At 61.1% G+C, this 22,752-nt stretch carries 20 protein-coding genes; 4 read left to right on the top strand and 16 right to left on the bottom strand.

The features are described 5' to 3' along the window. Positions 1–8: 8 nt before the first annotated feature. The gene (locus tag AD663_RS11520) at positions 9–1,157 is read right to left on the bottom strand and encodes an ABC transporter substrate-binding protein (protein ID WP_003180958.1); all 1,149 of its coding nucleotides are present in this window, start codon (positions 1,155–1,157) and stop codon (positions 9–11) included. A gap of 767 nt (positions 1,158–1,924) precedes the next feature. Here AD663_RS11520 and gcvA point away from each other — a divergent pair. The 4 genes from gcvA to AD663_RS11500 all read left to right on the top strand — a co-directional run bounded on the left by gcvA (position 1,925) and on the right by AD663_RS11500 (position 5,538). Then, positions 1,925–2,830 carry a transcriptional regulator GcvA gene (gcvA, locus tag AD663_RS11515; RefSeq protein WP_003180956.1) on the top strand — a complete coding sequence of 302 codons (906 nt, stop codon included), beginning with the start codon at positions 1,925–1,927 and terminating at the stop codon, positions 2,828–2,830. A gap of 75 nt (positions 2,831–2,905) precedes the next feature. Then, a complete protein-coding gene (locus AD663_RS11510) occupies positions 2,906–3,733 on the top strand; it encodes an EamA family transporter (RefSeq protein ID WP_053213730.1) in 828 nt (275 codons plus the stop codon). A 37-nt stretch (positions 3,734–3,770) separates the two neighbouring features. After that, complete coding sequence (locus tag AD663_RS11505; protein WP_053213729.1) at positions 3,771–4,532, top strand: glucose 1-dehydrogenase; 762 nt, start codon at positions 3,771–3,773, stop codon at positions 4,530–4,532. 277 nt (positions 4,533–4,809) lie between these two features. Continuing rightward, positions 4,810–5,538 (top strand): EthD domain-containing protein, encoded by a 729-nt coding sequence (locus tag AD663_RS11500; RefSeq protein ID WP_053213728.1) that lies wholly within the window; start codon positions 4,810–4,812, stop codon positions 5,536–5,538. Between the two features lie 90 nt (positions 5,539–5,628). On the opposite strand, the gene AD663_RS11495 is transcribed toward AD663_RS11500, so the two are convergent. The 15 genes from AD663_RS11495 to AD663_RS11425 form a co-directional block, all read right to left on the bottom strand. Continuing rightward, positions 5,629–6,762, bottom strand: coding sequence for an FAD-dependent oxidoreductase (locus tag AD663_RS11495; RefSeq protein ID WP_083455134.1), 1,134 nt, complete (start codon positions 6,760–6,762; stop codon positions 5,629–5,631). Positions 6,763–7,028: 266 nt separating this feature from the next. After that, positions 7,029–8,498 (bottom strand): NAD-dependent succinate-semialdehyde dehydrogenase, encoded by a 1,470-nt coding sequence (locus AD663_RS11490; protein WP_053213727.1) that lies wholly within the window; start codon positions 8,496–8,498, stop codon positions 7,029–7,031. A 15-nt stretch (positions 8,499–8,513) separates the two neighbouring features. After that, positions 8,514–9,530 carry a dihydrodipicolinate synthase family protein gene (locus AD663_RS11485; RefSeq protein ID WP_003180944.1) on the bottom strand — a complete coding sequence of 339 codons (1,017 nt, stop codon included), beginning with the start codon at positions 9,528–9,530 and terminating at the stop codon, positions 8,514–8,516. 27 nt (positions 9,531–9,557) lie between these two features. Then, positions 9,558–10,352 (bottom strand): ornithine cyclodeaminase family protein, encoded by a 795-nt coding sequence (locus AD663_RS11480; RefSeq protein ID WP_256217187.1) that lies wholly within the window; start codon positions 10,350–10,352, stop codon positions 9,558–9,560. Between the two features lie 315 nt (positions 10,353–10,667). Further along, entirely contained in the window at positions 10,668–11,594 is a 927-nt protein-coding gene (locus AD663_RS11475) for a LysR family transcriptional regulator (RefSeq protein WP_050551569.1), read from the bottom strand. A gap of 49 nt (positions 11,595–11,643) precedes the next feature. Next, positions 11,644–12,378: a FadR/GntR family transcriptional regulator gene (locus tag AD663_RS11470; RefSeq protein WP_003180938.1), complete on the bottom strand. Its 735-nt coding sequence runs from the start codon at positions 12,376–12,378 to the stop codon at positions 11,644–11,646. Beyond that, positions 12,375–13,160 (bottom strand): cyclase family protein, encoded by a 786-nt coding sequence (locus AD663_RS11465; protein ID WP_053213725.1) that lies wholly within the window; start codon positions 13,158–13,160, stop codon positions 12,375–12,377. The genes AD663_RS11470 and AD663_RS11465 overlap by 4 nt, the downstream gene beginning before the upstream one ends. Beyond that, entirely contained in the window at positions 13,147–14,154 is a 1,008-nt protein-coding gene (locus tag AD663_RS11460) for an NAD-dependent epimerase/dehydratase family protein (protein ID WP_003180934.1), read from the bottom strand. Before AD663_RS11460 ends, AD663_RS11465 begins: the two co-directional genes overlap by 14 nt. Then, positions 14,145–15,137 carry a fumarylacetoacetate hydrolase family protein gene (locus tag AD663_RS11455; RefSeq protein ID WP_003180931.1) on the bottom strand — a complete coding sequence of 331 codons (993 nt, stop codon included), beginning with the start codon at positions 15,135–15,137 and terminating at the stop codon, positions 14,145–14,147. The genes AD663_RS11460 and AD663_RS11455 overlap by 10 nt, the downstream gene beginning before the upstream one ends. Continuing rightward, on the bottom strand, positions 15,134–15,706 hold the full coding sequence (locus tag AD663_RS11450; RefSeq protein WP_003180928.1) for a cupin domain-containing protein: 573 nt from the start codon (positions 15,704–15,706) through the stop codon (positions 15,134–15,136). The genes AD663_RS11455 and AD663_RS11450 overlap by 4 nt, the downstream gene beginning before the upstream one ends. A gap of 81 nt (positions 15,707–15,787) precedes the next feature. Then, positions 15,788–16,741 (bottom strand): PDR/VanB family oxidoreductase, encoded by a 954-nt coding sequence (locus tag AD663_RS11445; protein ID WP_053213724.1) that lies wholly within the window; start codon positions 16,739–16,741, stop codon positions 15,788–15,790. Then, on the bottom strand, positions 16,741–17,784 hold the full coding sequence (locus tag AD663_RS11440) for an aromatic ring-hydroxylating dioxygenase subunit alpha (RefSeq protein ID WP_053213723.1): 1,044 nt from the start codon (positions 17,782–17,784) through the stop codon (positions 16,741–16,743). The genes AD663_RS11445 and AD663_RS11440 overlap by 1 nt, the downstream gene beginning before the upstream one ends. Before the next feature lie 33 nt (positions 17,785–17,817). After that, positions 17,818–18,858 carry an aromatic ring-hydroxylating dioxygenase subunit alpha gene (locus AD663_RS11435; RefSeq protein WP_003180922.1) on the bottom strand — a complete coding sequence of 347 codons (1,041 nt, stop codon included), beginning with the start codon at positions 18,856–18,858 and terminating at the stop codon, positions 17,818–17,820. A 19-nt stretch (positions 18,859–18,877) separates the two neighbouring features. Next, entirely contained in the window at positions 18,878–20,092 is a 1,215-nt protein-coding gene (locus AD663_RS11430) for an MFS transporter (RefSeq protein ID WP_003180919.1), read from the bottom strand. A gap of 123 nt (positions 20,093–20,215) precedes the next feature. Then, on the bottom strand, positions 20,216–22,750 hold the full coding sequence (locus tag AD663_RS11425; protein ID WP_053213722.1) for an RND family transporter: 2,535 nt from the start codon (positions 22,748–22,750) through the stop codon (positions 20,216–20,218). Between the last annotated feature and the right edge of the window lie 2 nt (positions 22,751–22,752).

Below are 22,752 nucleotides of genomic sequence, written 5' to 3'. Positions count from 1 at the left end.
GCCCGCCGCTACTGTTTCGTAACCTCCGGCAAAGGCGTCGGCGGCGCCGTATTGTTGGTGGCCGCGTCGATCATCGCCGCCACGGAAGCCTGGCTGTACAAAGGGTTGGCGGCACCACCTACCGGCATCGTGGCGAGCCAGGCGTCCAGGTCTTTCGCGTCGATACGTACCAGCGGCACTTCGACGAACTTTGGCACCTGCTTGCCCGCCAGGATCTGCTGGGCCACCCAGAAACCTACCTGGGAAACGCTCGGGGAAGCGGAAACCGAGACGGTCTCGTAGCCATTGGCGTCGCGTTCCTGTTTCCACAGCGCCAGTTCGTCCTGGCGGTTGCCCATCACGATGATCGGCAGAGGGCGTCCCGCCGCCTTGAACGCCATGGCCGCGCCATAGCCGTCGCCACCCTGAGTAGCGACGGCATCGATGCTGGGCAGTGATGGCAACGCCAGTGCCACCTCCTTGCGCGCGACCGACGCGGTCCAGTTTCCGTAGACCGTCTTGGCGAATTTCAGGCCCGGATAGTCGCTGGCGGCCTTGCGTATGCCGTCGCTGATGTTTTGATCGGTGGCGTCGCCGGCAATCCCGCGGATTTCCAGGAGTGTTCCGTGGCCCTTGAGGCGCTCGGCGACATAATCCATTTCCACGCGGCCCATGGCGGACCAGTTGTAGTCCACGGTGTAGACACAGCGTTCGGTAACCAGGCTGGCCATGACCACCACCACGATGCCGGCGTTGCAGGCGTCGCGGATCACCCCGTTGAGGGCCGTGTCGGACGCGGCCAGGATGACGATGGCGTTGACGCCCTGAACGACCAAGTCCTGGATATGGGCCGCTTGTTCCGAAGCCGAGTTATTCGCGCTGACCACCGGCGCCTCCCGGATCAAGCCATCCTTTTGCGCTTGGAGCGCAATCTCCTGCCAGTTGCGCACCATCACCTTGCGGAAATCACTGCCTGCGTAGGAGTTGCTGAAAGCAATGCTATAGCTTGCGGTAGCGCCGCCGGCGACGCCGCTGTCGGCAGCTTGGGTGGCATTGGCCGCCACCATCGCCAGCCCGGTTACCCACAAGGCGATCAAAGTCCGCTGATATCGACGTGTCGCCAGATGGCTCATCCGGCCCATCCGATCATAGAACCGGGCATTAAGAACTAGACGCATACAGACTCCTTTCCTTGGCGACTGACGGATCAATACATTCGCGCAGTAGCGATGAGCATAGTCTCCGCGTGCCCGCTTCGCGCGCGGCCATGGAAATGTCCATCAATCCGGTCGCGTAGCCCAATCAGCTACACGATTTTGCGCCGCATATCCGGGTCAACGCCGTGTCCGCCCTCTTGATAGAGCTTGCCCAACTTAGCCATGCACCCAGCATTTCCATAGTTGGCATAGCGCTCGATATAAAGCTAATGCAGTTCACTTAAGGCAATCGACAAACCCGTGGCGAGGGAGCTTGCTCCCGCTGGGCCGCGAAGCGGTCCCAAAACCTGCCATATGCGGAGCATCAGACACACCGCACCCGCCGGTTTACGACTGCTTCGCAGCCGAGCGGGAGCAAGCTCCCTCGCCACAGGTCCATCATCTTTCTTAAATGAACAGCATTACGATATAAAGCAGGTTTTTCTGTTTGAAAGGCTTCGCACCGACAATCATCATGCAGCGCAAGCCAACGAGGGAGGATTCGAAATCTTGAGGACGGGTAAGGCTCTGACAGCCCGCGATCGCGGTGAAGAGCGGCAGGAGGGACGGGACCTTGAACATGCATCCCTGGAAGTGTCAGTAACCCGCCCAAGCACAAGAGTACCCGCCTATTCGGCAAAACCAGATTGCTCCCCGCATCGCCCCGCACTCAATGCCTCCCAGCATGCTCTATCATGAGCAAGCGTTCATGACTGCCATTTCTGACGACTCGCCGGGACACCGTATACATGAGAGATTTGCCACCGACCGCGACGTTGCGCGCCTTTGAAGTAGCCACTCGGCACGCGACCTTTACCGCCGCTGCGCAAGAGCTGCATGTCACTCAAAGTGCAGTCAGTCACCAGCTCAAGCATCTCGAGGCCCTCTGGGGATTGCAGTTGTTCGAGCGTGGCAAATCATTAAGCCTCACGGCAGCGGGAGCTACCCTGGCACCCATTGTCCGGGAGTTTTTCATGAGCCTGGAGGCGACCCTGGGCGATTTGCGTGAGCAAAAAGGCAGGGTCCGACTCGAAGTCAGCACTACGTATTCCTTCGCTTTGAAATGGCTGCTGCCACGCTTGCCCGGTCTGTCCCGACAGCATCCCGAATTATTGGTTTCGCTGGACACCTCGGACAAAATCATCCACTTCTCCAACGCCCAAGCCGACGTCGCAATCCGCCTTGGCAAGGGCATTTACCCCGGCCTGCACTCAGAGTTCCTGTTCGGCGAGCAAGTGTTTCCGGTGGCAAGTCCCGATCTGCTGCAACGCTTCGGGACACCGCGCAGCCCGGCCGAGTTGTTGCACTACCCGCTGCTGAACCGCGATGGCGCCGAAATGGTACCGAAGTGGGAGGACTGGTTCCAAAAAGTCGGATTGGAGTTTTTGCCGCTCAAGGAAAGCGTCAGGTTTGGCGATACCAACATGACGGTAGAGGCCGCTTTGCTCGGCCAAGGCGTCGCCCTGGTGCGCAGCGGGCATGTTGAAACGGAAATCAGCGATGGCCGACTGGTGCGGCTGTTCGATGTGCCCTTCCCATCACCGCTTGCCTACTATTTCGTCTGCCCAAGAGGCATCGAATCGCAGCCGCACATCGTCAACTTTCGCCAGTGGTTGATCAGTGAGGCACTGAAGGTCCAACGCGCTTATGGCTGATGCATGAGGATTCACTCATGAAGCAATGAGGAGACTTCGCTGTAGTCCGGGTGAGCAGCCTGCTAAAAATGGCGCATGCCTATCCATATCACTTTGCTGGTTCTTTTCGCCGCGCTCCTGCATGCCGGCTGGAATGCGCTGCTGCGTGGCGGCGCTGATCGACTGTGGTCGATGACAGTCATGTGCATCGCCGTGGCCATCGCCAGTGCCATCGCCGCGGTGTTCCTGGTGCCGCCAGCGGCTGCCAGTTGGGGCTATGCGGTGCTTTCGGCGTTGCTGCATGTCGGCTACAACCTGTTTCTGGTACGCAGCTACCGAGTCGGCGACCTCGGGCAGGTCTATCCGATTTCCCGTGGATCGTCACCAGTACTGATCACCCTCGGCGCCGCCGTTTTCGCCGGAGAAAGCATCGCCCCCGGCGCGTTATTGGGGATTGCGCTGGTGTCAGGCGGAATCATTTCGCTGGCCTTCAGGGGACGCAACCTGTCGGTTCCCAGCCTTCCCTATGCGCTGGGAACCGGCTGCTTCATCGCCGCCTATAGCGTCACCGATGGCATTGGCGCCAGGCTCTCCGGCGCGCCACTCGCCTATACCGTCTGGATGAGCGTCTTGTGGGGCGTGCTGATGCCGGCGGTCTACATCGGCCTGCGCGACGCCCGCAGCTTGTTCTGCGTGCGGCCCGGAATATTGGCCGCCTTGTCCGGCGGGCTGGTCTCGCTGCTGGCCTATGGAATAGTTATCTACGCCATGAACGAAGCGCCCTTGGGCGCGGTATCGGCATTGCGCGAAACCAGCGTGCTGTTTGCCGTGTTGATTGGCTACGCATTCCTCGGCGAGACACTTAGCGTCCGCCGGCTCCTGGCATGCGCAGTAATCGCCAGTGGCACCCTCATTATTGGCTGACGCAGCCGAATTCTCACTGTTGCAGGAGGTCATCTCGATGGAAAACGTCTCGCAGGCACCGCTGATTCTGATAACCGGCGGCAGTCGCGGAGTGGGTGCCGCCACCGCACGGCTAGCCGCCGCAAAAGGCTATGACGTCGCAATCAGCTACGTAACCAACGAGTCCGCGGCACTGGCTGTAACAGCCGATATAGAGGCGTTGGGTCGCCGTGCGCTGGCGATGCGGGCCGACAGTGCGGACCCCGCGCAGGTCGCCCATTTGTTCGCGGCCATCGATCGAACGTTCGGACGTATCGACGTACTGGTCAATAACGCTGGGATGCTGTCGGCACAGTCGCGCCTGGAGGACCTCGGCTTCGAACGCATGCAGCGCATTTTTGCGGTCAATGCCATTGGTCCGATTCTCTGTGCCCAGCAGGCGGTCAAGCGCATGTCTTACCGGCACAACGGTCCGGGCGGCGTGGTGATCAATGTCTCTTCGGCATCGGCGCGCCTGGGCAGTCCCAATGAATATGTCGACTACGCGGCGTCAAAGGGAGCCCTGGAAACCTTCACCATCGGGTTGGCCAAAGAGGTGGCGCGAGAAGGAATCCGCGTCAACTGTATTCGCCCCGGCCACATCTACACCGAAATGCATGCCAGTGGCGGCGAACCGGGGCGGGTCGATCGCGTCAAGGACTCGATCCCCATGGGCCGGGGCGGTCAACCAGAGGAAGTGGCGCGGGCCATCTTATGGCTGGCCAGTGCGGAGGCATCGTTCGTTACTGGTACGTTTCTCGATGTGACGGGTGGGAAATGAGCTGGTGCGAAAGACAGCGATCATCACATCGACATTATCTTGCAGGAACCATCCATGGCCACCCTGAGACATTCAAATAGAAGTAACCCAGGGCGAAAGAACCAGGTAAAGACCCGTCAACTATATATTTACGCGATACCTGCCAGCAGAAACACCGATTGGTTGGGGGAACAATTTTAGCCGTATCTTTTATTTGCAGAACTATAGCCTGCAAGAAAAGACATTCGATATCAGACGATCAATTCGGCTAATAAACCCCACAAAAACGAGCACGCTCATGATTAAAATTCTAGCCGCTGTACGCCGAAAACCCGGAATGACCCATGGGGAATTTTTAGATTATATCGAGCACGAGCATGGGAAAATCGCTAAAGCCAAACCCTTAGGGGTCAAGCGATACGTGCAAAATCATGTTATTGACTCCGCCTTCGGCGTTGATGCCGACACTGCTTACACCCAAACCTTTCACAGGGATTCGATCACTGAATTATTCTTTGACGACATGCCAGGTTTAATTCAAACCTTCAGCGATCCCTACACCCAACAAACCACTGGGCCTGACGCAGAAAATTTCGCTGACCTTTCCAAACAAGTTGCTCAACTGATGGATGAAGTAGAAACATCCACTGGCGGTACTGCGCCTCTTGAATGCAAGGCGATGATCTTTATAAAGAAGCACCCGGCGGTGACGCTGGAGACTTTTTTCAGCGCCTGGGATCTGGCCCACGACACCCTGAGCGATCAGCAGCCTGAGTTTCAACAGGCGCTACGCAGGCATGTTCGCTCCAAGTATCTTCCCGAGGGTGACAGGGTGACCGCTTATTTCGGACCAGAAGTAGCCGTCTACGAAGGCGTTTCCAGCATGTGGTTTGAAAACGAAGCCGATCTTTCGGTCTTTCGTCAGTACCAGAGAGCCCTGTTCCAGCAGCTTTCTGATGAAGGGGTCGCAGCGTCTTCCGAATCTTTTTTCGTCTACGTTAAAGAAGTCGTCATCCTGGAACTCTAGGGCAGCCCCCAGCAGGACGCTCGTCGTGGGCGAGGACGCCACCGTTGCAATGGCCTGTCCTCCCCCACCCAGCCGAAGGCCAGCGATCTATCAGATTGGCTCAGCCAACGTCGCCATGGAGTCGCCCATGATCCGGGCATGCTCCTGCTTGTCGCCGCCGCTCTTTTCGATCTCGCACAGCCGTGCGGAATTCTCGACCACTAACTGGCAACGCTCCCAGCGCCGAACTTCGAACCGGCTGAGGGCAGCCTGTAGATCGCTGGCGGCGAACAGTTCTTCGGCCAGCACAATGGCGCTCTCGATACCAATGCCGGCCCCGGATGCCAGATGCGGCGTGGTGGCATGCACCGTATCGCCGATCATCACGATGCGGCCTTTATGCCATGGCAGCGGTACCAACAGATTGGCCAGCGGGCGGTAGTCGATACTGGCGCCCGGCTCGTACAGTTGCGGCACCAGCGTCTGCAGGATCGGGGCCGGGAACTCACCCAACAGGCGCGCCATTTCGCTTGGCCAATTCGCCGGATCAATCCACTCGCTAGAGTCGCGATTTTCCATGAGGAACATGTACATATGGGTGGCGGAAATCGGATTGACACCGACCTTGGTGCGTCCCAGCCAATGAGTAGGACGGACGATTTCCGGCGGTCGCTTCAACACCGCACGCCAGACACTCTGGTGTATGGGTCTGGGCGATGGAGCCCCGGCAAACAGCTCCTTTCGTATCCGCGAATGCACGCCATCGGCGGCGATGACCAGGTCATAGCGCCCAGCGGTCCCGTCGGTGAAAGACACTTCAACGCCATCCCCCCGCTCGACGATACTGTCGAAGGTAATGCCAAGGCGCACGTGAGTGCCCACTTCCCGGGTCTTATCGGCGAAGATCCGAGCCAGCACCGGGCGCAGGATGCCGCCGCCACAGGGGATCTGCTTATGGCTGACGGGAGGCCGAAGCGCCAACTGCACGATCAGGTCGCCTGCCGGTGAGAACACATCGAAATCGGTGGAGAGATACCCTTCCTCGGCCACCCGTTCAAGAATGCCAACGGTATCCAGCGCTCGCAGCGTGGGACCGCTCAGCGTAATACCTGCCCCCAGGGGGCACCACAACGGATCTATTTCCACCAGATCCACTTCGACGCCCTGACGGGCGAGCTGGATGGCCGCTGTCATACCGGAAAACCCACCTCCGATGACCAGGACCTTCTTGACTGCTGCAATCATCACGCACTCCTAATTATTCTTATTTCAACCGGGCTGACATTGCATTGCGCACCGACGAATCCTGCCGCGTCGATGCCGCAGACTCATGAAGTTCCGACTGACAATGTTGGATCAATGACGAGACTATCGAATCGGATACCCGCGCTGAAATCGCATTCCACAATCCGAGGTATCGCTGGCGGTGATGGGTGTCGCGGATAAGTATAGAGGGCCGATGAATTCCGGCGTGTGCACACCGACATCCATGGCCCCCAGGCTACTTCATGTCAGACGCTTTCGAGGCCATCCCAACAGAGGTATTTCACCTCCAGGAATTCGTCGATGCCAAGATGGGATCCTTCTCGCCCAAGACCGCTCTGCTTCACCCCGCCAAAGGGGGCGACTTCATTGGATATCAAACCGCAGTTGATCCCGACCATGCCCGACTCGATGCGTGCAGCGTTGCGCCAGATACGCGCCGCATCACGGCTGTACAAGTAGGCGGCCAAGCCATACTCGCTGTCGTTGGCCATTGCGATCGCTTCGTCATCCGTCTCGAAACGCAGCAGCGGCATGACCGGGCCGAAGATCTCCTCCCGGGCGATCCGCATCCCATGCGTCACATCGGCGAGCACCGTGGGTTGGAAGAAACCTGCGCCGATGGCGTGACGGCTGCCACCCGCCAGCAATCGGGCACCTTGCGCCAGGGCACCGTCGACAAGCGCTTGCGATTTCTGCACCGCCGCTTCATCGATCATGGGCCCCACCTGCACACCGGGCTCCAAACCGTTGCCCACTTTCAGACGGGCCACGCGTTCGACAATGCGCTCGGCCAGCGCGTCATACACCCCAGCCTGCACCAATACACGGTTCGCGCCGATGCAGGATTGGCCGCTGTTGCGAAACTTGGCCAACATCACCCCGTCAGCGGCAGCGTCAAGATCAGCATCGTCGAAGACAATGAACGGGGCGTTGCCGCCCAATTCCATCGAGCACTTCTTGACGGTTTGCGCCGCTTGCGCCAACAGCAGCCGGCCCACTTCCGTAGACCCGGTGAAAGTGAGCTTGCGCACCAACGGGTTGGCCGTGAGCTCTCCGGCGATGTCTCGGGTGTCATTGCCCGTGATCACACTGAAGACACCGGCGGGCACCCCAGCGCGTTGCGCCAACTCAGCGAGCGCCAGCGCGGTCATGGGTGTCTGGCTTGCCGGTTTCACCACCATCGTGCAGCCCGCCGCAAGCGCTGGAGCCGCCTTGCGGGTGATCATCGCCGCAGGGAAGTTCCATGGAGTAATCGCAGCGCAGACCCCGATAGGCTCCCGCAAGGTGACGATACGCTGGGTGTCTTTCACGCCAGGGATCAGGTCACCGCGTACTCGCGTGGCCTCCTCCGAAAACCATCGCACGAAGGAAGCGGCGTAATCGACTTCACCACGGGCCTCGTCCAGTGGCTTGCCCTCCTCCAAGGTGATCAGCGTGGCGATATCCTCGCGATGTTCAACCATCAACTCATACCAGCGGCGCAGCACCTCGCCACGGCGCTTGGCCGTCAAGCGGCGCCATGGACCAAAGGCCTCCTGCGCGGAATCGATGGCGCGGCGCACTTCGGTTTCGCGGCAGCGTGGCAGCTCGATAAGTACCGTTTGATCGACTGGATTACGCAGCGTGTACCGACCATGGGGCGTCTCGTCCAGCCACTCGCCACCGATATAGGCACCGGTACGCCACAGGGTGGGATCTTTCAATAAATGCTTCACGTTGAAATCCTCCTATCAGCAAGGGTGACGCCCGATCATGAAGGCGCTATCAGGATCGGAAGTCACCGGCAGACCCGCCGCAACCAGCCCTTGACGCAAAGACTTCATGAAGCGATCCGGCACGCGCATCGCCGGGGCACGCAGTGGGCCGCCGTTAAAGCCGGCGAGCCAGTCCTGGTACTTCCACATTGTGCGATTGAGTACCCCGGTGCCGCCCGCATAGCTCTGGGCGGCGGCGCCGTTGGCACTGCGTGCCGGGTTGACCTTCCAGTACAGTTCCATTGCCTCCTCGAACCGGCCCGTGCGCGCCAGTTCGAATGCCTTGGGGTAGTAGTCGCTCATCCACGCGGTGTTGCTGGTGCCGGAAAATTGCAGCTTCATCAGGCTCATCAACGGAATGGCATCGCCTTCGATCGGGCAACTGATCACGACCTGGTCACGGAAGTGGTAATACATCTCGCAGATGCCGGCCGGCAGGGGGAATCCCTGCTCGGACTTGATGGCCGCGATGTTCGGACAGTCTTTCAACAAACGACGCACCAGCTCCAGCGACATGCCCGCCGGATGCACGCGTTCAAAGCCCCAGAGCGGAATCGGGAACAGCATGACCGCCAGGTCCGTCGCATCGCAGAATGACTTGGTGTAGTCGTAGATTTCCTGCTCGTTGGTCGGCCAGAACTGCGGTGGGTACGAGAGCAGCACGATGTCTGCCCCCGCTTTCTCGGCGAGCTTCACCGCCTCGATGTTCTCGGCGAGGGTGCCAAAAGCCGCATGGAAGAACAGGATCAAGTCTTTCCCCGACTCCCGGGCCCAGGCGGTGAACTGGGCATTTTCCTGGGGAGTGATCGCCAACTCGCTGCACAGCAATGTGGCGCTGTAGCCCAATCCGACCGTCAGTTCGATGTCGTGGCGAATGCCGCGCTCATTGAGACGCTTCAAGTCGGCGCTGAAGCTGGGGATGGTGACGGCCGAGCAGCCAATCAGGTTGTCGCGGGCCCAGACACGGGCATCAGCTTTCTGGTAGGTAGCCATGATGATTTCCTTCGAACAGTGGAGGGTTTATTTCGAGACAGGAACGATGCTGGCGGGCAGCTCGATACCGAGGCCTTGTCGCTTGGCGCGCTCGTACAGCGCTTGGGCAATGACGACGTCCTGCAGCGCCGAGCCCACCGATTTGTAGAGGACGATGTCGCTTGCGTTTTGACGCGGCGAGACACGGCCCGCGACCAGGTCCGCCAGTGCGACCAATTTGTCGGCGACATACACACCAGCGCTGATCGCAGCAACGGCGTCACCGGTATCGTGGAGCACTTCTTGCGGCATATCGGCGACGATGCAAACCGCTCGATCCATCGTGGTCGGGTCGACCTCCCGTTGCTCGGGCAAGGTGGAGCCCAACGACACCACCGTAGCGCCCGCAGGCAGCCACTCCCCCAGCAACACAGGAGATTCGTCACGACTGCGCGCGGCACAAATCACTACATCGCAATCCTGCACCGCCTCTTGCGCACTGCTGACCGCCTGGATATCCAGGGCAGGCCTGAAACTTTCGGCAAAGCGCTCGCGGCTCGCGGGCGTCGGACTGAACACCCGCACCTGGACCACGTCCCGCACAGCCTTGAGGCAGTCAAGCGCGCCACGCGCTTCGAACCCCGCACCGATCACGCCAACCCGCAGCGCCCGCTTAGGCGCCAGCAGATCCACCGCCAGGGCGGCGGTTGCAGCCGTACGCAATCCGGTGACCCGGTTGCCGTCGATCAACGCACTGAGGGCCATGGTTTGCTGATTGAACAAGGCGATCAGATAGCTGGCACAACGGGCGCGCATGGAGGCCGCGATCAATTTGCAGCCCATGTGGCCACCCGCCGGAGGGACAGCCGTCAAACTGCGCAGCCAGATCCCCTCGCCCCGGGCCATGGACCGAGGCGGCACCATGGCATCGGATACGGGGCAGCCATACGCCTGCGCGAGCGCAGCAACGGCGGAGCTCCAGTCAGAGAGCGAGGCAACATCGGCGTCGCTGAGAAAGAGCGTGGGGGCAGTTACTGGAGACACTGGAGAATCATGCATATCGCTAACCTCGCCATCGGGTATCAGCCATTGATTGACTGACACCCTACGAGGCGCACATCACGCCGAATACTGCTCGGCATCGAAAGCAGCTATCGCTCAAATCGATGGCATGGCCAGGTTGCAGATCAACCGCCGAACCTCACGGGAGGCACGAGTGACCGGACGGCGGGGAGACTCGGCGAGCACGACAAAGCGCTCAAGAACGGGCGCGACGATACGCGACGACATCAGTCGGTTATCCAGCGAGCCCGGCAGCACCGAGGCAATCGCATAGCCCCCACCCGCCGCCACGACTTCGTACTGGAGCTGGACAGAGTCGGCTTCCACGGCGACGCACAGCTCCACGCCATGCTCGTTCGCCAGGTGATCGAGCCTGGCTCTGAGCAGATGGGGGCGCCCTGGCACCACCAGCGGCAATCCGGATAACTGCTTCAATGGGATATCTGGATGATCGAAGACTGGATCGGTGACAGGCCCTACCAAATGCAGCGGCAGCCTGGCCAGCAGATACGCCTCGCCAATGCTGGCTTCGTTCTCGCGCAACACCAAGGCCATGTCGAGACGACCATCGTGCAACTGCTCTTCGAGCTGAGCACTCGCACCTTCAATCAGATGCAATCGCACCCCCGGCATCTGGGCTTGCACGGCCGCAAAAAGTGTACCGGCATACCGACGTACCGCAGAAGGCAGCATGCCGACGACGACTTCGCCCACCGGTTTTCCACGCCGGTTGCGAATATCGTCGGCAAGGCCCTCGGCGTCCGCGAGAAGACCCGATACGCAAGGCAGCAGTTGCTCCCCGAACTCAGTCAGGACCACCCCTCGCCCGGTGCGATGGAACAGACGCTCGCCGCATTGGGTTTCGAGCTGGGCGATGCCTCTGCTCACCATGGACTGAGGCATATCCAGCAGTACTGCCGCCTTACTGAGACTGCCCGCCGCCGCCACCTGGACGAACAACGCCCAACGGGGATCGACAATTGTCAAAGCAGTGGCCGCAGGCTGCGCTATGGGATCGAGCATATGAGCCCCTCGCAGGTTCTTGTTGCGGTGCAGCTCGTGCTCGCCATGCCTACCCTCCTTCCAGCTCTTCATGAACCTGATGCAGGTGCTCGCGACTATCACTCAGGTGCAAGCGCATGGCAGCGCGCGCCCACTCCGGGTCCTGATTCAGGATGGCTTGGTAAATCTGCTCATGCTCGCTTTGCACGCGCTGTTCGTAGTGCAAAGGTTCGTCATGAAAAAGACGCGCAGAATCCAGGCGGCTGCGCGGAATGATGACGACGCCAAGGTTGCGAAGTGTATTGGCGAGGTACGGATTGCCTGTCGCCTGGGCGACGCTCAAATGGAACTGGAAATCCAACGCTGCCCGCTCACTCACGCTGACGTCACGCTGCCCGAGCTGATCGAGTAGAACTCGCAATTCATCCAGCTGAACGGGGGTGCGTCGCTGGGCAGCGAGTGCGGCGGCTTCTACCTCCAGACCGATGCGAAACTCCATGATCGCCAACGAATCGACGATGATGCCAATCGTGGCCGGGTCGATAAAGGTTTCCAGCGACAGCGCGCTACCGCGTACAAACGTCCCGATGCCATGGCGTGTCTCAACCATTCCAGCGGCTTGCAGACGCGACATGGCCTCGCGCACCACCGTTCTGCTGACCCCATGCTCAAGCATGAGGGCCGTCTCGGTGGGCAACTGTTCACCGCCCCGCAGCCGCCCCTCAAGAATGTGCGCCGACAGCACGGTCTCAAGCCCCTGGGAAAGGCTGCCACGTTTCTTTGCACCGTCCGCGGGCCCGCTCATTCCTGGAAAATCGCTACAGCGCGGACGAAGCCGGCCGAGGCGTGCCTGATCTTGTAGGGGAAGCAGGACACCTGGAAGCCATGGGCCGGCAAGCACTCCAGATTGGCCAGTTTCTCCATCTGGCCGTAGCCGATGTCGCGCCCGGCCTTGTGCCCTTCCCAAATGATCGAGGCGTCGCCCGTGGCCGCGAAGCGTTCGCGCGTGTACTTGAATGGTGCATCCCAACTCCAGGCGTCGGTGCCGACCACACGCACACCGCGCTCCAGCAAGTACAAAGTGGCCTCGCGCCCCATGCCCACTCCGGCATCCAGATAGCCCGGCTGCCCGAACAAGGCTCCGGCGCGGGTGTTGACCAGGACAATGTCCAACGGCTGCAAGTCATGGCCGATGCGCGCCAGCTCGGCTTGCACCTCGGCGGCGCTGACCACATGACCGTCCGGCAGGTGACGAAAGTCCAGTTTCACGCCAGGTTGCAGGCACCAGTCCAGCGGCAGTTCGTCGATGCCAAAAGCCGGCTTGCCGCCGTCAGTGGTCGAAGCGTAATGCCAGGGCGCATCCATGTGCGTGCCGCTGTGAGTGGTGATTTGCAGGCGTTCAGCGGCCCAGGACTCATCGCCAGGCAGTTGCGCCTTGGACAGCCCGGGAAACATCGCGGCCATCTCCGGCCAACCTTGTTGATGGTCCATGTAGTCGATCTTCGGCAACAACGGCGGCGGGTCGGTGTAGAGGTTGTTGTCCAGGGTAACGGAGAGGTCCACCAGACGGCGTTTAGTCGATTGCATTTTCGGTCACTCCGGTTTTGGCACGCCCACGCGCTCGGCGCGCCGGGGCAGCGGCATTCAAACTGTTGCGGATCAAGGCGCCGGCGGAGCCGTCATGACGAAAGCCAAGGGCCCGGGCCTGGGGAGTTTTCATTGCGGGAAACTGGCCGAACAACGCTTGCAGTGCAGCATCCGGTGCGAAACTGATCAGCGCGCGGCGTTCCTGGCCGTAGGCAGTGCCCAGGGCATCGATGACCTGGGCGATGGACAGGTGCAGCAACGGCAACTGCCAGACGCGTGATTCACCGAGTTCGTCTGCCCGCAGCTCGGCGGCCCGCAGCAGGTTATCTACGCAACACTTCACGGACATCCACCAAGCCTGTGCCTGGGGCGAAACCGGACAGCAATACGGCTCGCCTTCGGCGAAGGCGTGCAGCAGATCGCTCATGAACGCCGAACGCAGCCCGTTGGGTTCCCGTGGACGGGCGACAATGCCTGGCAGGCGCACCGCACGGCCGTCCACCTCGCCCCGTCGGGCCAGGTCATTGAGCGCCGTCTCTACCATTAGCTTGTGCGCGCCGTAACTCAATTGCGGGCGCGGTGCAGTGCGCTCATCGATACGTTCCGGCAGGTCGCCGCCGTACACCGCCACGCTGCTGGCGTACACCAGCACTGGCGCGCCAGGCTGCTCGCGCAACTGGTCAAGCAACTCCAAGCTCGCCAGCAGATTGACCCGATAGCCCAGGGCATAGTGCTGCTCGGCTGCGCCACCGGGAATACTGACCAAGTGGAACACCACGTCGATGCCATCGGCCAGCGCACGACGCAACAACGCAGCGTCGGTCACACTGCCGCAATGCCGGCGCAGACGCTTGTCCTCAGCAAAGCCCACCAACTCTTTGTCCAGCAAGATCAACGCGCTGATCGACCGGCCGTGCAATTGATTGGATTCGAGCAATCGCTTCACCAGGGCCCGTCCGACAAATCCATTGGCCCCGGTAATCATTACGCGCATGGCAGGTCTCCCCTCACGACCCTTTGGTCTATCGCTCCGAATACCGACTGCCCTTGCTGATCGAAGACTTCCATGCGTACACGATCACCGAAGTGCATGAACGGCGTTTGTGGTGCGCCGTGCTCGATCATTTCCACGGCACGCCGTTCGGCGATACAGGCAGCGCCCACGCTGAGGTCGGCATTGGAAACGGTACCGGAACCGATCAGACAGCCTGCCCTGAGGCGCCGGGTGAGTGCGGCATGGGCAATCAACTGAGGAAAACCGAAATGCATGGCGCCGCCGTTGGCGTGACCAAACCACTGGCCGTTCCACTCGACTCGCAGCGGCAGATGCACACGCCCGTCGCGCCAGGCCTCGCCCAACTCGTCGGGCGTAATCGCCACCGGGGCAAAGCTCGATGAGGATTTGGCCTGGATAAAACCAAAACCGGTCTTCATTTCACGGGGCGCCAGCGCTCGCAGGCTCACATCGTTGACTTGCAGGATGAGCCGGATATGGCCTGCGGCCTCTTCTGCCGAACACCCCATGGGTACGTCATCGACCAGTACCGCGTACTCACCTTCGAAGTCGATGCCATGGGCTTCGCTGGGCAGCACGATGTCATCGTGGGGCCCCAGGAAATCGTCGCCACAGCCTTGATACATCAACGGTGTGTGTTCGACACCTTCGATGGGATCAAGCGCAAAAGCCTTCTGCATCCGCTCCCCGTGGCTGAGGAACGACGAGGCATCCAGCCACTGCCAGGCACGCGGTAACGGCGCCGCAGCCTGCTGCGGATCGAAGGCAAAGGCACTTGCCAATGCCCCCTCGTTCAAGGCGTCATAGCGGGCGCGCAAAGCGCTCTCGACGCTTGGCCAATGATCGACGGCCTGCTGCAGTGTTGCAGCGATGTCGCTGGCGTCCACCGCCCAGGCCAGGTCGCGCGATACCAGCAGTAAGCGGCCGTCGCGGCTGTGATTCTTCAGGGTGCTCAGCTTCATACCGGTGCTCCTTGCAGTTCGGGGGCAAAGCGACCATCGAGCAGGACGAACAACATGCGTGCCATCTGTTCGGTGCGATTGCTCCAGGCGTGATTGGTGCCTCGTTGCACGACGATGTCACCGCGCTTGAGATGCACCTCCTCGCCATCCAATACCAGCCAGACCTCACCTTCCGTGACCACGCCGTAATCGAGGGTTTCGGTGCGGTGCATCAGCTTGTGTTTGGAGTCAGCCTGCCCCGTACCTGCATGGGCCTGACCGATTTCGGCGAAGGCCGCCGCGGCAGCGTCGGCACTGACCTGGTTCTGCACACTGTCAGGCGGAATATCCACCACGCGGATCACACTGCCCAGCGGTGCGGGGCTCAATTGCAGCGGCTTGCTCGTGGGATCATCGCCGTTATCCAGCACGGCCGGGCTGGCGGCACTGTTCCAGATCTCATGGAAGACCGTGCCGGGCACCGATTTGAGCGGAAAACTACTGGGCGTCGGCCCGCTGAGGGCGACCACCGCCTGGCCTTGGGCATCGTGCCCGGTGACCACGCGTTTGAATCCGGGAAGCTGTTGCATGTAAGACTCCTCAATCAGTTTGCCAACGGGGCTTGGCGAAAAGTGGCGCGGCAGCGGACAGAGCTCGATCGTGGGCAGTCATCAAAGATCGAGCACCAGTCGCGCGCTTTTGGCTCGTGAGCAGCAAGGGGTGAATTGGTCATTGCGGGCTCTCTCGGCATCGGTCAGGAACATGTCGCGATGCTCCGGCTCCCCCTCCAGTACGCGCGTCAGGCACGTGCCGCAGATGCCCTGCTCGCAGGACAAGGGAATATCGATGCCGGCCTCCAGCAGCACTTGGGCCACGCTGCGATCGGCGGGCACTGGCAGGCACTGCCCGGTGCTGGCTAGCTGCACCTCGAAACCACCCGCCTCATGGGCAGGAACAGCAGCGGCGGCAAAATATTCACGGTGCAATTGCGCCTCGGCCCAGCCCTGCTCGCGCGCCGTACCGAGCACATGTTCCATGAAGCCGTTAGGGCCACAGACATACAGGTGATGGTCGGTGGCAGGTGCCGATAGCACCCGTGCAGCGTCGAGACGCTGGGCCTGCTCGCCATCGTCCACGTGAACCTGCACGTGATGGGCAAATGTCGAACGCCGAATGTATTCGACAAAGGCCATCCGTTCAGTTGAGCGGCCGCAGTAATGGAGCTCGAAGGCAGCGCCGATCTGGGCCAGGCGCTCGGCCATGCAAAGGATCGGCGTGATGCCGATACCGCCGGCGAACAACACGCTGTACTGCGCCCCATGCTCCAGCGGGAACAGGTTGCGCGGCTCGCTGATACGCAGCCGGCTACCTTCCTGCACCTGCTCGTGCATGGCCTGCGAACCGCCACGAGACGCGGGGTCGAGCAGCACGCCCAGCCGGTAGCGGTGGCGCTCTTCGGGGTGATTGCACAGCGAGTACTGGCGCACCAGGCCGTTGGGCAGGTGCACGTCGATATGCGAGCCGGCACTGAAGGCCGGCAGTGGAGAATCATCGACGGCGGCCAGTTCGAAGCTGTAGATACCCTCGGCTTCGCGATGCTTGCGGGTCACGACGACGTCGATCATCACTGGGCACTCGCTTGTTGTTCAGCAGCGATCAGCCGGTCGAGTACACGACGGGCTCGAATGGCTCCGGCATCGCCGATCAACAAGACCGGCTTCAAGTCCCAGAAAGACTTATCGCCCATCATCCGCTGCTGAGCCTCGAGCATCGGCAGGTCTTCATCGTGAAAAGGCTGGTTGATTGCGGTTGCCTGCTGTTCCGCCAAGCCCTCGGCAAAATCGCCCATCGCCTTGGGAAAACACATGGCGAACCAGTAGTGCGTCGTGGTTTCGGTCTCGGGGGTGAACAGGTGTGGAATCGGCGTCGACACGCCCTCTTCTCTTGGACGGCCTGTCGCCACCGCGCCGGAAAACAGCATCATGTTCGCGGGGGCGTCCCAACGCACATCGATCCACCGGTCCACTGGGGTGTCCAGCGGGATGTTCCAGGCGTTGTAGAGAAACTCAGGCAAGATTTCGGCAACCGTCTGTCGGTTGGACCAGACGGTGTTGCCCTCCTCCAGCACGCTGGTCAGCGCACCTTTGACGCCATCACCCCCCAACGTGCTGGGGTGCAGGAACTCGATATGGCTCAGGTCCATGATGTTGTCGGTCTCCAGCACATAGTTGGCCTTGGCGTGCAGATAACGCTTGCCGACATACCACTGATCACCGTCCATGCAACTGAAGTCCGGGATCAGCGTGGCATCGGCCAGACTCACATCGCCCATCCAGATCCACAGCAGGCTGTAGCGTTCAACCAGGGGATAGGCCTTGACCTTGGCTGCCCGGGGAATGACGCCATCGCCGTGAGGGTTGTGGACACAGCTGCCGCTGCCATCGAACTCCAAGCCGTGGTACGGGCAGCGCACGGCATCGCCCTTGAGCACGCCCATGCCCAGGGGCGCGAAACGGTGTGGGCACCGATCAGCGATGGCTTGAGCAGCGCCATGGGAATCACGGAAAAATACAACCGGCTCACTCAGCAGGGTCCGTTGGAAAAGCGCCCCGACCTTGACTTCACTTCCCCATGCGGCCGCATACCAGACGTTACGTAGAAAACTCATCGCAATTCCTCTTTTCGGACAGTGGATTGCCGACTACTTGGGTTCAGCACTCGTCCGCTCGGACTCGATCAATCGACGCAATACCCGGCGGCAGCGCACGGCACCGGCATCGACGGGAAGCAGCACAGGGTTAAGGTCAAGCAATTCAACCTCACCTATCTGGCGCTGCTGGGCCTCGACCATGGGTTTATCTTCATCGGAAAAAATGCCGATCAGCATCTTCTGAACAAAGCCATTCAACTGTTCGTTGTGCTGCTCGAAACTGCGCGTATTGGCGAAGAAGTAATGGGTATTCGTCGCGTCCTGCGGGGTCATCAGGTGCAGGTTCCACGTCACCGGCCCCTGCTCCCTGGGGCGTCCTGGGGAAGTGGCGCCACTGCCCAGCAGCATCAGGCCCGGTGCATGCCAGATAACTTCGGCCCAGACGTCAGCCCGAGTCGAGTCTTCAAGGTGCGCGCCGAACGCCGGCGGCGGCACGTCGTCAGGCGCCCACCAACTGATGCGCACGCGATCGTTGGGCAACTCCTCGACACTGGCGCGCACCCGCGACAACGCCCCGCCGCCCAGCGTATCGGGGTGCAGGAAATCGACATGGCTCAGGTCCATGATGTTGTCGGACAGCAGCTCGTAGTGCGCACGGGTTGGCAAGTACCCTTTGCCCTTGGCATGGGTTGGCGCCTGTTCAAAAAAGGAAAAGTCGGGGATCAGCGCATCGCTGGCCAGCGCCGGATCGCCAAGCCAGACCCAGATCGCCCCATGGCGCTCGACGACCGGATACCCGCGAACACACGCGGCCTTGGGAATGGTCCCCTCGCCATGGGGGTTATGGGTACATTTGCCGGCGCCATCGAAACGCAGCCCGTGGTAGGGGCACTGGATACTGTCACCAACAACCTTGCCCATGTGCAGCGGGGCAAACCGGTGTGGGCAGCGGTCATCGATCGCCTGGATCACGCCCTGACTGTCGCGAAAGAACACAACAGGTCGCTCGACAATGGTTCTTCCCAGCAACGCCTCTTGCGCAAGCTCGTCTGCCCACCCGGCGATGTACCAGGTGTTAAGCAAATAATTCATCACGGTCTCCTCGTTGTTCTTATTTTGGTGAAACGCCGTTTTGCGCCTGGCCCACAATTGTCGGAAAAACCACTCCGTTGCCGCGCAGTCGAAGGCAGGCCAGGGCCATCAAGAGCTGGGCAGCTGCCACAATCCCCAGCGCGATCGGCAAAGCGCCGCCCGCTGCGCCGGTGATAGCCAGCACGACCAGCGGACTGATGAACTCGCCGGCGAAGAACATCGCCGTGAAACCACCGGCGGCGCGGCCGCGCTGAGGAAAGTCGACATGGGCCATGATCCAAGTGATCAGGGTCGGCATCATCAACCCGATGCCCAAGCCGTTGATCAGCACGGCGACCACTACCACGCCATGACTCTGGGCGATTGCCAGGAGTGCGCCGCCAATCCCCGCCGTGACAAAGGCCAGGAACATTTTCCGGTAAGGCGGCACGCCACTGATCAGGCGAAAACCCAGCGCCCCCGCAAGCACACCGAGCTGACTGGCGCCCATGGTCATGCCGATCTGCTGGGATCCGTCGATGTGCAACAGGTTAAGCAGGTAACCGACTTGTACCGGCACGATGAACAGGCTCAAGCCAGCCAGGCATGACAGCAGGTACAAGGGTGCCAGGGCGCGCCAGGGAAAGGCCCTGCCCACCGCGGTTGTTGCTGTTACAACCTGCGCGCGCGGCTCCCACAGCAGCCAGGCCATCAGCGGCAGGAACACCAGCCCTAGCCCATACAAGGCAAACGGTGTGCGCCAGCCGTGCTCGCCGAGCACGCCACCGATGGCGATGAAAATCGCCGCCGACAATGAGGTGGCAACCATCTGCAACGCGAACATGCGTTCACGCCGCGCGCCGCTGTAGTAGTCACCCATCATCGTGGTGCAGCAGGTCATGATCGCCGCCTCGGCCAAACCGATGCCGGCGCGGCTGATCACGATGACCGGCAGCGACTCCAGCCAGAGCGGCAACACGCCGCAGAGGGTGTAGAGAAACATGGCCCCGATCAGCAACGGCTTGCGCCCGAGCCGGTCGGCGATGATCCCGGCGAAGGGCGCCAGCAAGGCAATCATCAGCGCCGGTAGCGTCAGGGCAATCGGCACCAGCACCGCCACGCCCGGTGTCTGGGCGAAGTGCTCCTGCATACGCGGCAGCACGGGTGCGAGCAGCACTGCACCCAGCACCGGCAAGCAACTGCCGAGCAACAATAAAAACGACTGCGGCAAGCCCGCCTGACGCTCAACGCTCATGGTGCACCTCCGACGGGTGGGCCGCGCAGAACGCCATACCGAAGGCGCCCAGGCCGGCGATGAGGTCAAGCCAGAGAGGCTGCTGGAACAGATACAGACGAGGCATGGCTAAGTCCTTTCTTGTTATGGCGCGACTGGATTAGCCGCTGTTTGATCGTGACCGGAAGTCTTCTTGCTTTGCAGGCGCGGCACTTTGGCCGCCTCGACCGTGGCGTTCGCCTGCGGCACAGCCACTGGGCGGTGGGCCTCATCAAGGGGGCCAGACTCGGTCTGCCCCCTACTGACGCGCTTGCTCGGCAAGAGGAAGTGAGCCAGGGCCGGCAGCAAGACCAGCGCACCGACCATGTTCCAGACGAACATGAAGGCCAGCAGCACGCCCATGTCGGCCTGGAACTTGATCGGCGAAAACATCCAGGTGGCGACGCCGATGGCCAGGGTCACACCGGTCAGCATCACCACCTTGCCGGTGGACAGCAGTGCCCGGTAATACGCCTGCGACAGGCTCGTGCCCTGGCGCATATGGCCGAGCAGGATGCTCATCACGTACAGCGCGTAATCGACGCCGATGCCCACGCCCAGGGCGATCACCGGCAGGGTCGCGACCTTGACGCCGATGTTCAGCCAGACCATCAGCGCTTCACAGAGAATCGAGGTGAGCATCAGCGGAATCACCGCGCAAATCGTGGCGCGCCAGGAACGGAACGTGATCAGGCACAGCAGGATTACGGCGCCGTAGACCCAGAACAGCATTTCGCGATTGGCCTGCTTGACCACGATATTGGTCGCCGCCTCGATCCCGGCATTGCCAGCGGCGAGGAGGAATTGCACCTCGTCGGTATTGTTTTTTGCAGCGAATTGCTCGACGTGATCCACCAGGCGAGTCAGGGTTTGCGCCTTGTGGTCGGAGAGGTAGGCATAGAGCGTCAGCAGGCTGCAGTCTTCGTTGTACAGCCCACGCGGCGCCCCGGCGGTGACCATGTTGAGCATCGCCTGGTTGTTTTGCAGTTCGTACCACTTCGGGCTGCCTTCGCTCAGGCCGACCAGCATCCGCCGGTTGAGCAGCGCCAGCGAATTGGTCGAATCCACCCCTGGCAAGGTGCGCAGTTGCCAGTCGAGGGCATCGACCTTGCTCAGGATGTCGTAGCGCGAACAGGCGCTGGCCGGCGTCTTGATCATGACCGCGAACAGGTCGCTGCTGGCGCCGTAATGTTGGGTCAGAAACGCGTCATCCTGGTTGTAGCGTGAGTCGGCCCGCAGCTCGGGGGCGCCGGCGTCCAGATCGCCGACTTTCAATTGCAGGCTGACCACGAAGCCGGCCGTCGCCAGTGCCAGGCTCAGGGCGATGCACAACGCCGCCCAGCGACGCTGGGTGAACAGATCGAGGAAACGCCAGAACCCGTGGCGATTCTGGCCGGCTTGTTCGGCGTGTTCGCTTTTCAGACTCAGCCGCGCAGCGTGGCGGCTGACCCCCACATAGGAAAGCAGCACTGGCAGCAGGATCAGATTGGTGAAAATCAGCACGGCCACGCCGATACTGGCGATCATCGCCAGGTCCTGGATCACCTGGATCTTGATGATCATCAGCACCGCAAAGCCCACGGCGTCGCAGAGCAATGCGGTGAGGCCGGCGAGAAACAGGCGGCGGAAGGTGAAGCGCGCGGCGACCACACGGTGCATGCCACGACCGATGTCCTGCATGATGCCGTTCATCTTCTGGGCGCCATGGCTCATGCCAATTGCAAACACCAGGAACGGCACCAGCACCGAATAAGGGTCCAGTTGATAGCCCAACAGCGGCAGCAGGCCAAGCTGCCAGACCACCGCCACCAGCGAGCAGAACACCACCAGCAACGTGCTGCGTATGCAGCGGGTGTACCAGTAGAGCACCACGGCGGTGATCAGGATGGCCACGGCAAAGAACATCAGGATCTGCCGCAGGCCGGCGATCAGGTCACCGATTTTCTTGGCGAAACCGGTGATGCGAATGTCGACGCTGTCGCTCTGGTATTGGCTGCGCAGCGACTCCAATTGTTGCGACAGCTTGGTGTAATCCAACAACTGCCCGTCAGGGGTCCGCTGCAACAACGGAACATGGATGATGCTCGAGGCTTGGTCGAACGCCACCAACTGACCGATTTCGTTGGACAGTTGCACATTGCGCCGCAAGGCCACGAGGCTGTCGGCACCGCCATCGTAGTTGTCGGGAATGACCGGCCCGCCGTCCAGGCCCGCTTCGGTCACCGCCACCCAGCGCGTGGCCGGCGTCCATAGGGATTTCATGTAAGCCCGGTCGACGCCGGGCAGCAGATAGATCTTGTCACTCAACGCTTGCAAGGTCTTGAGGTAGGCGCTGTCGTAGATATCGCCCCGCTTGTTGACCACGGCGATGCGCACCGCGTTACCCAGCCCGCTCAACTGCTGCTGGTGCTCCAGGTAGTTGGCGATGTAGGGATGCTGGGTAGGGATCATTTTTTCGAAGCTGGCGTTCAGCTCGACGCGACTGGACTGCCAGCCGAGCACCAACGTGGTCGCCAGGCATAGCAGCAACACCCACAGGCGATGGTTGAACAGGGCCCGCTCGAGTACCGAGCCGGAACGCGGATCAAAGTCATCGAAGGCATTCGCAGGAGACGGGGTGAAATGGCTAGGGGACGTCATGA

Origin of the sequence: Pseudomonas sp. Q12-87, assembly GCF_001269755.1 — a bacterium.
In the GTDB taxonomy this organism is placed as follows: domain Bacteria; phylum Pseudomonadota; class Gammaproteobacteria; order Pseudomonadales; family Pseudomonadaceae; genus Aquipseudomonas; species Aquipseudomonas fluorescens_S.
The sequence above is the reverse complement of the archived record's forward strand: the minus strand, read 5'-3'. Positions and strand labels throughout refer to the sequence as shown.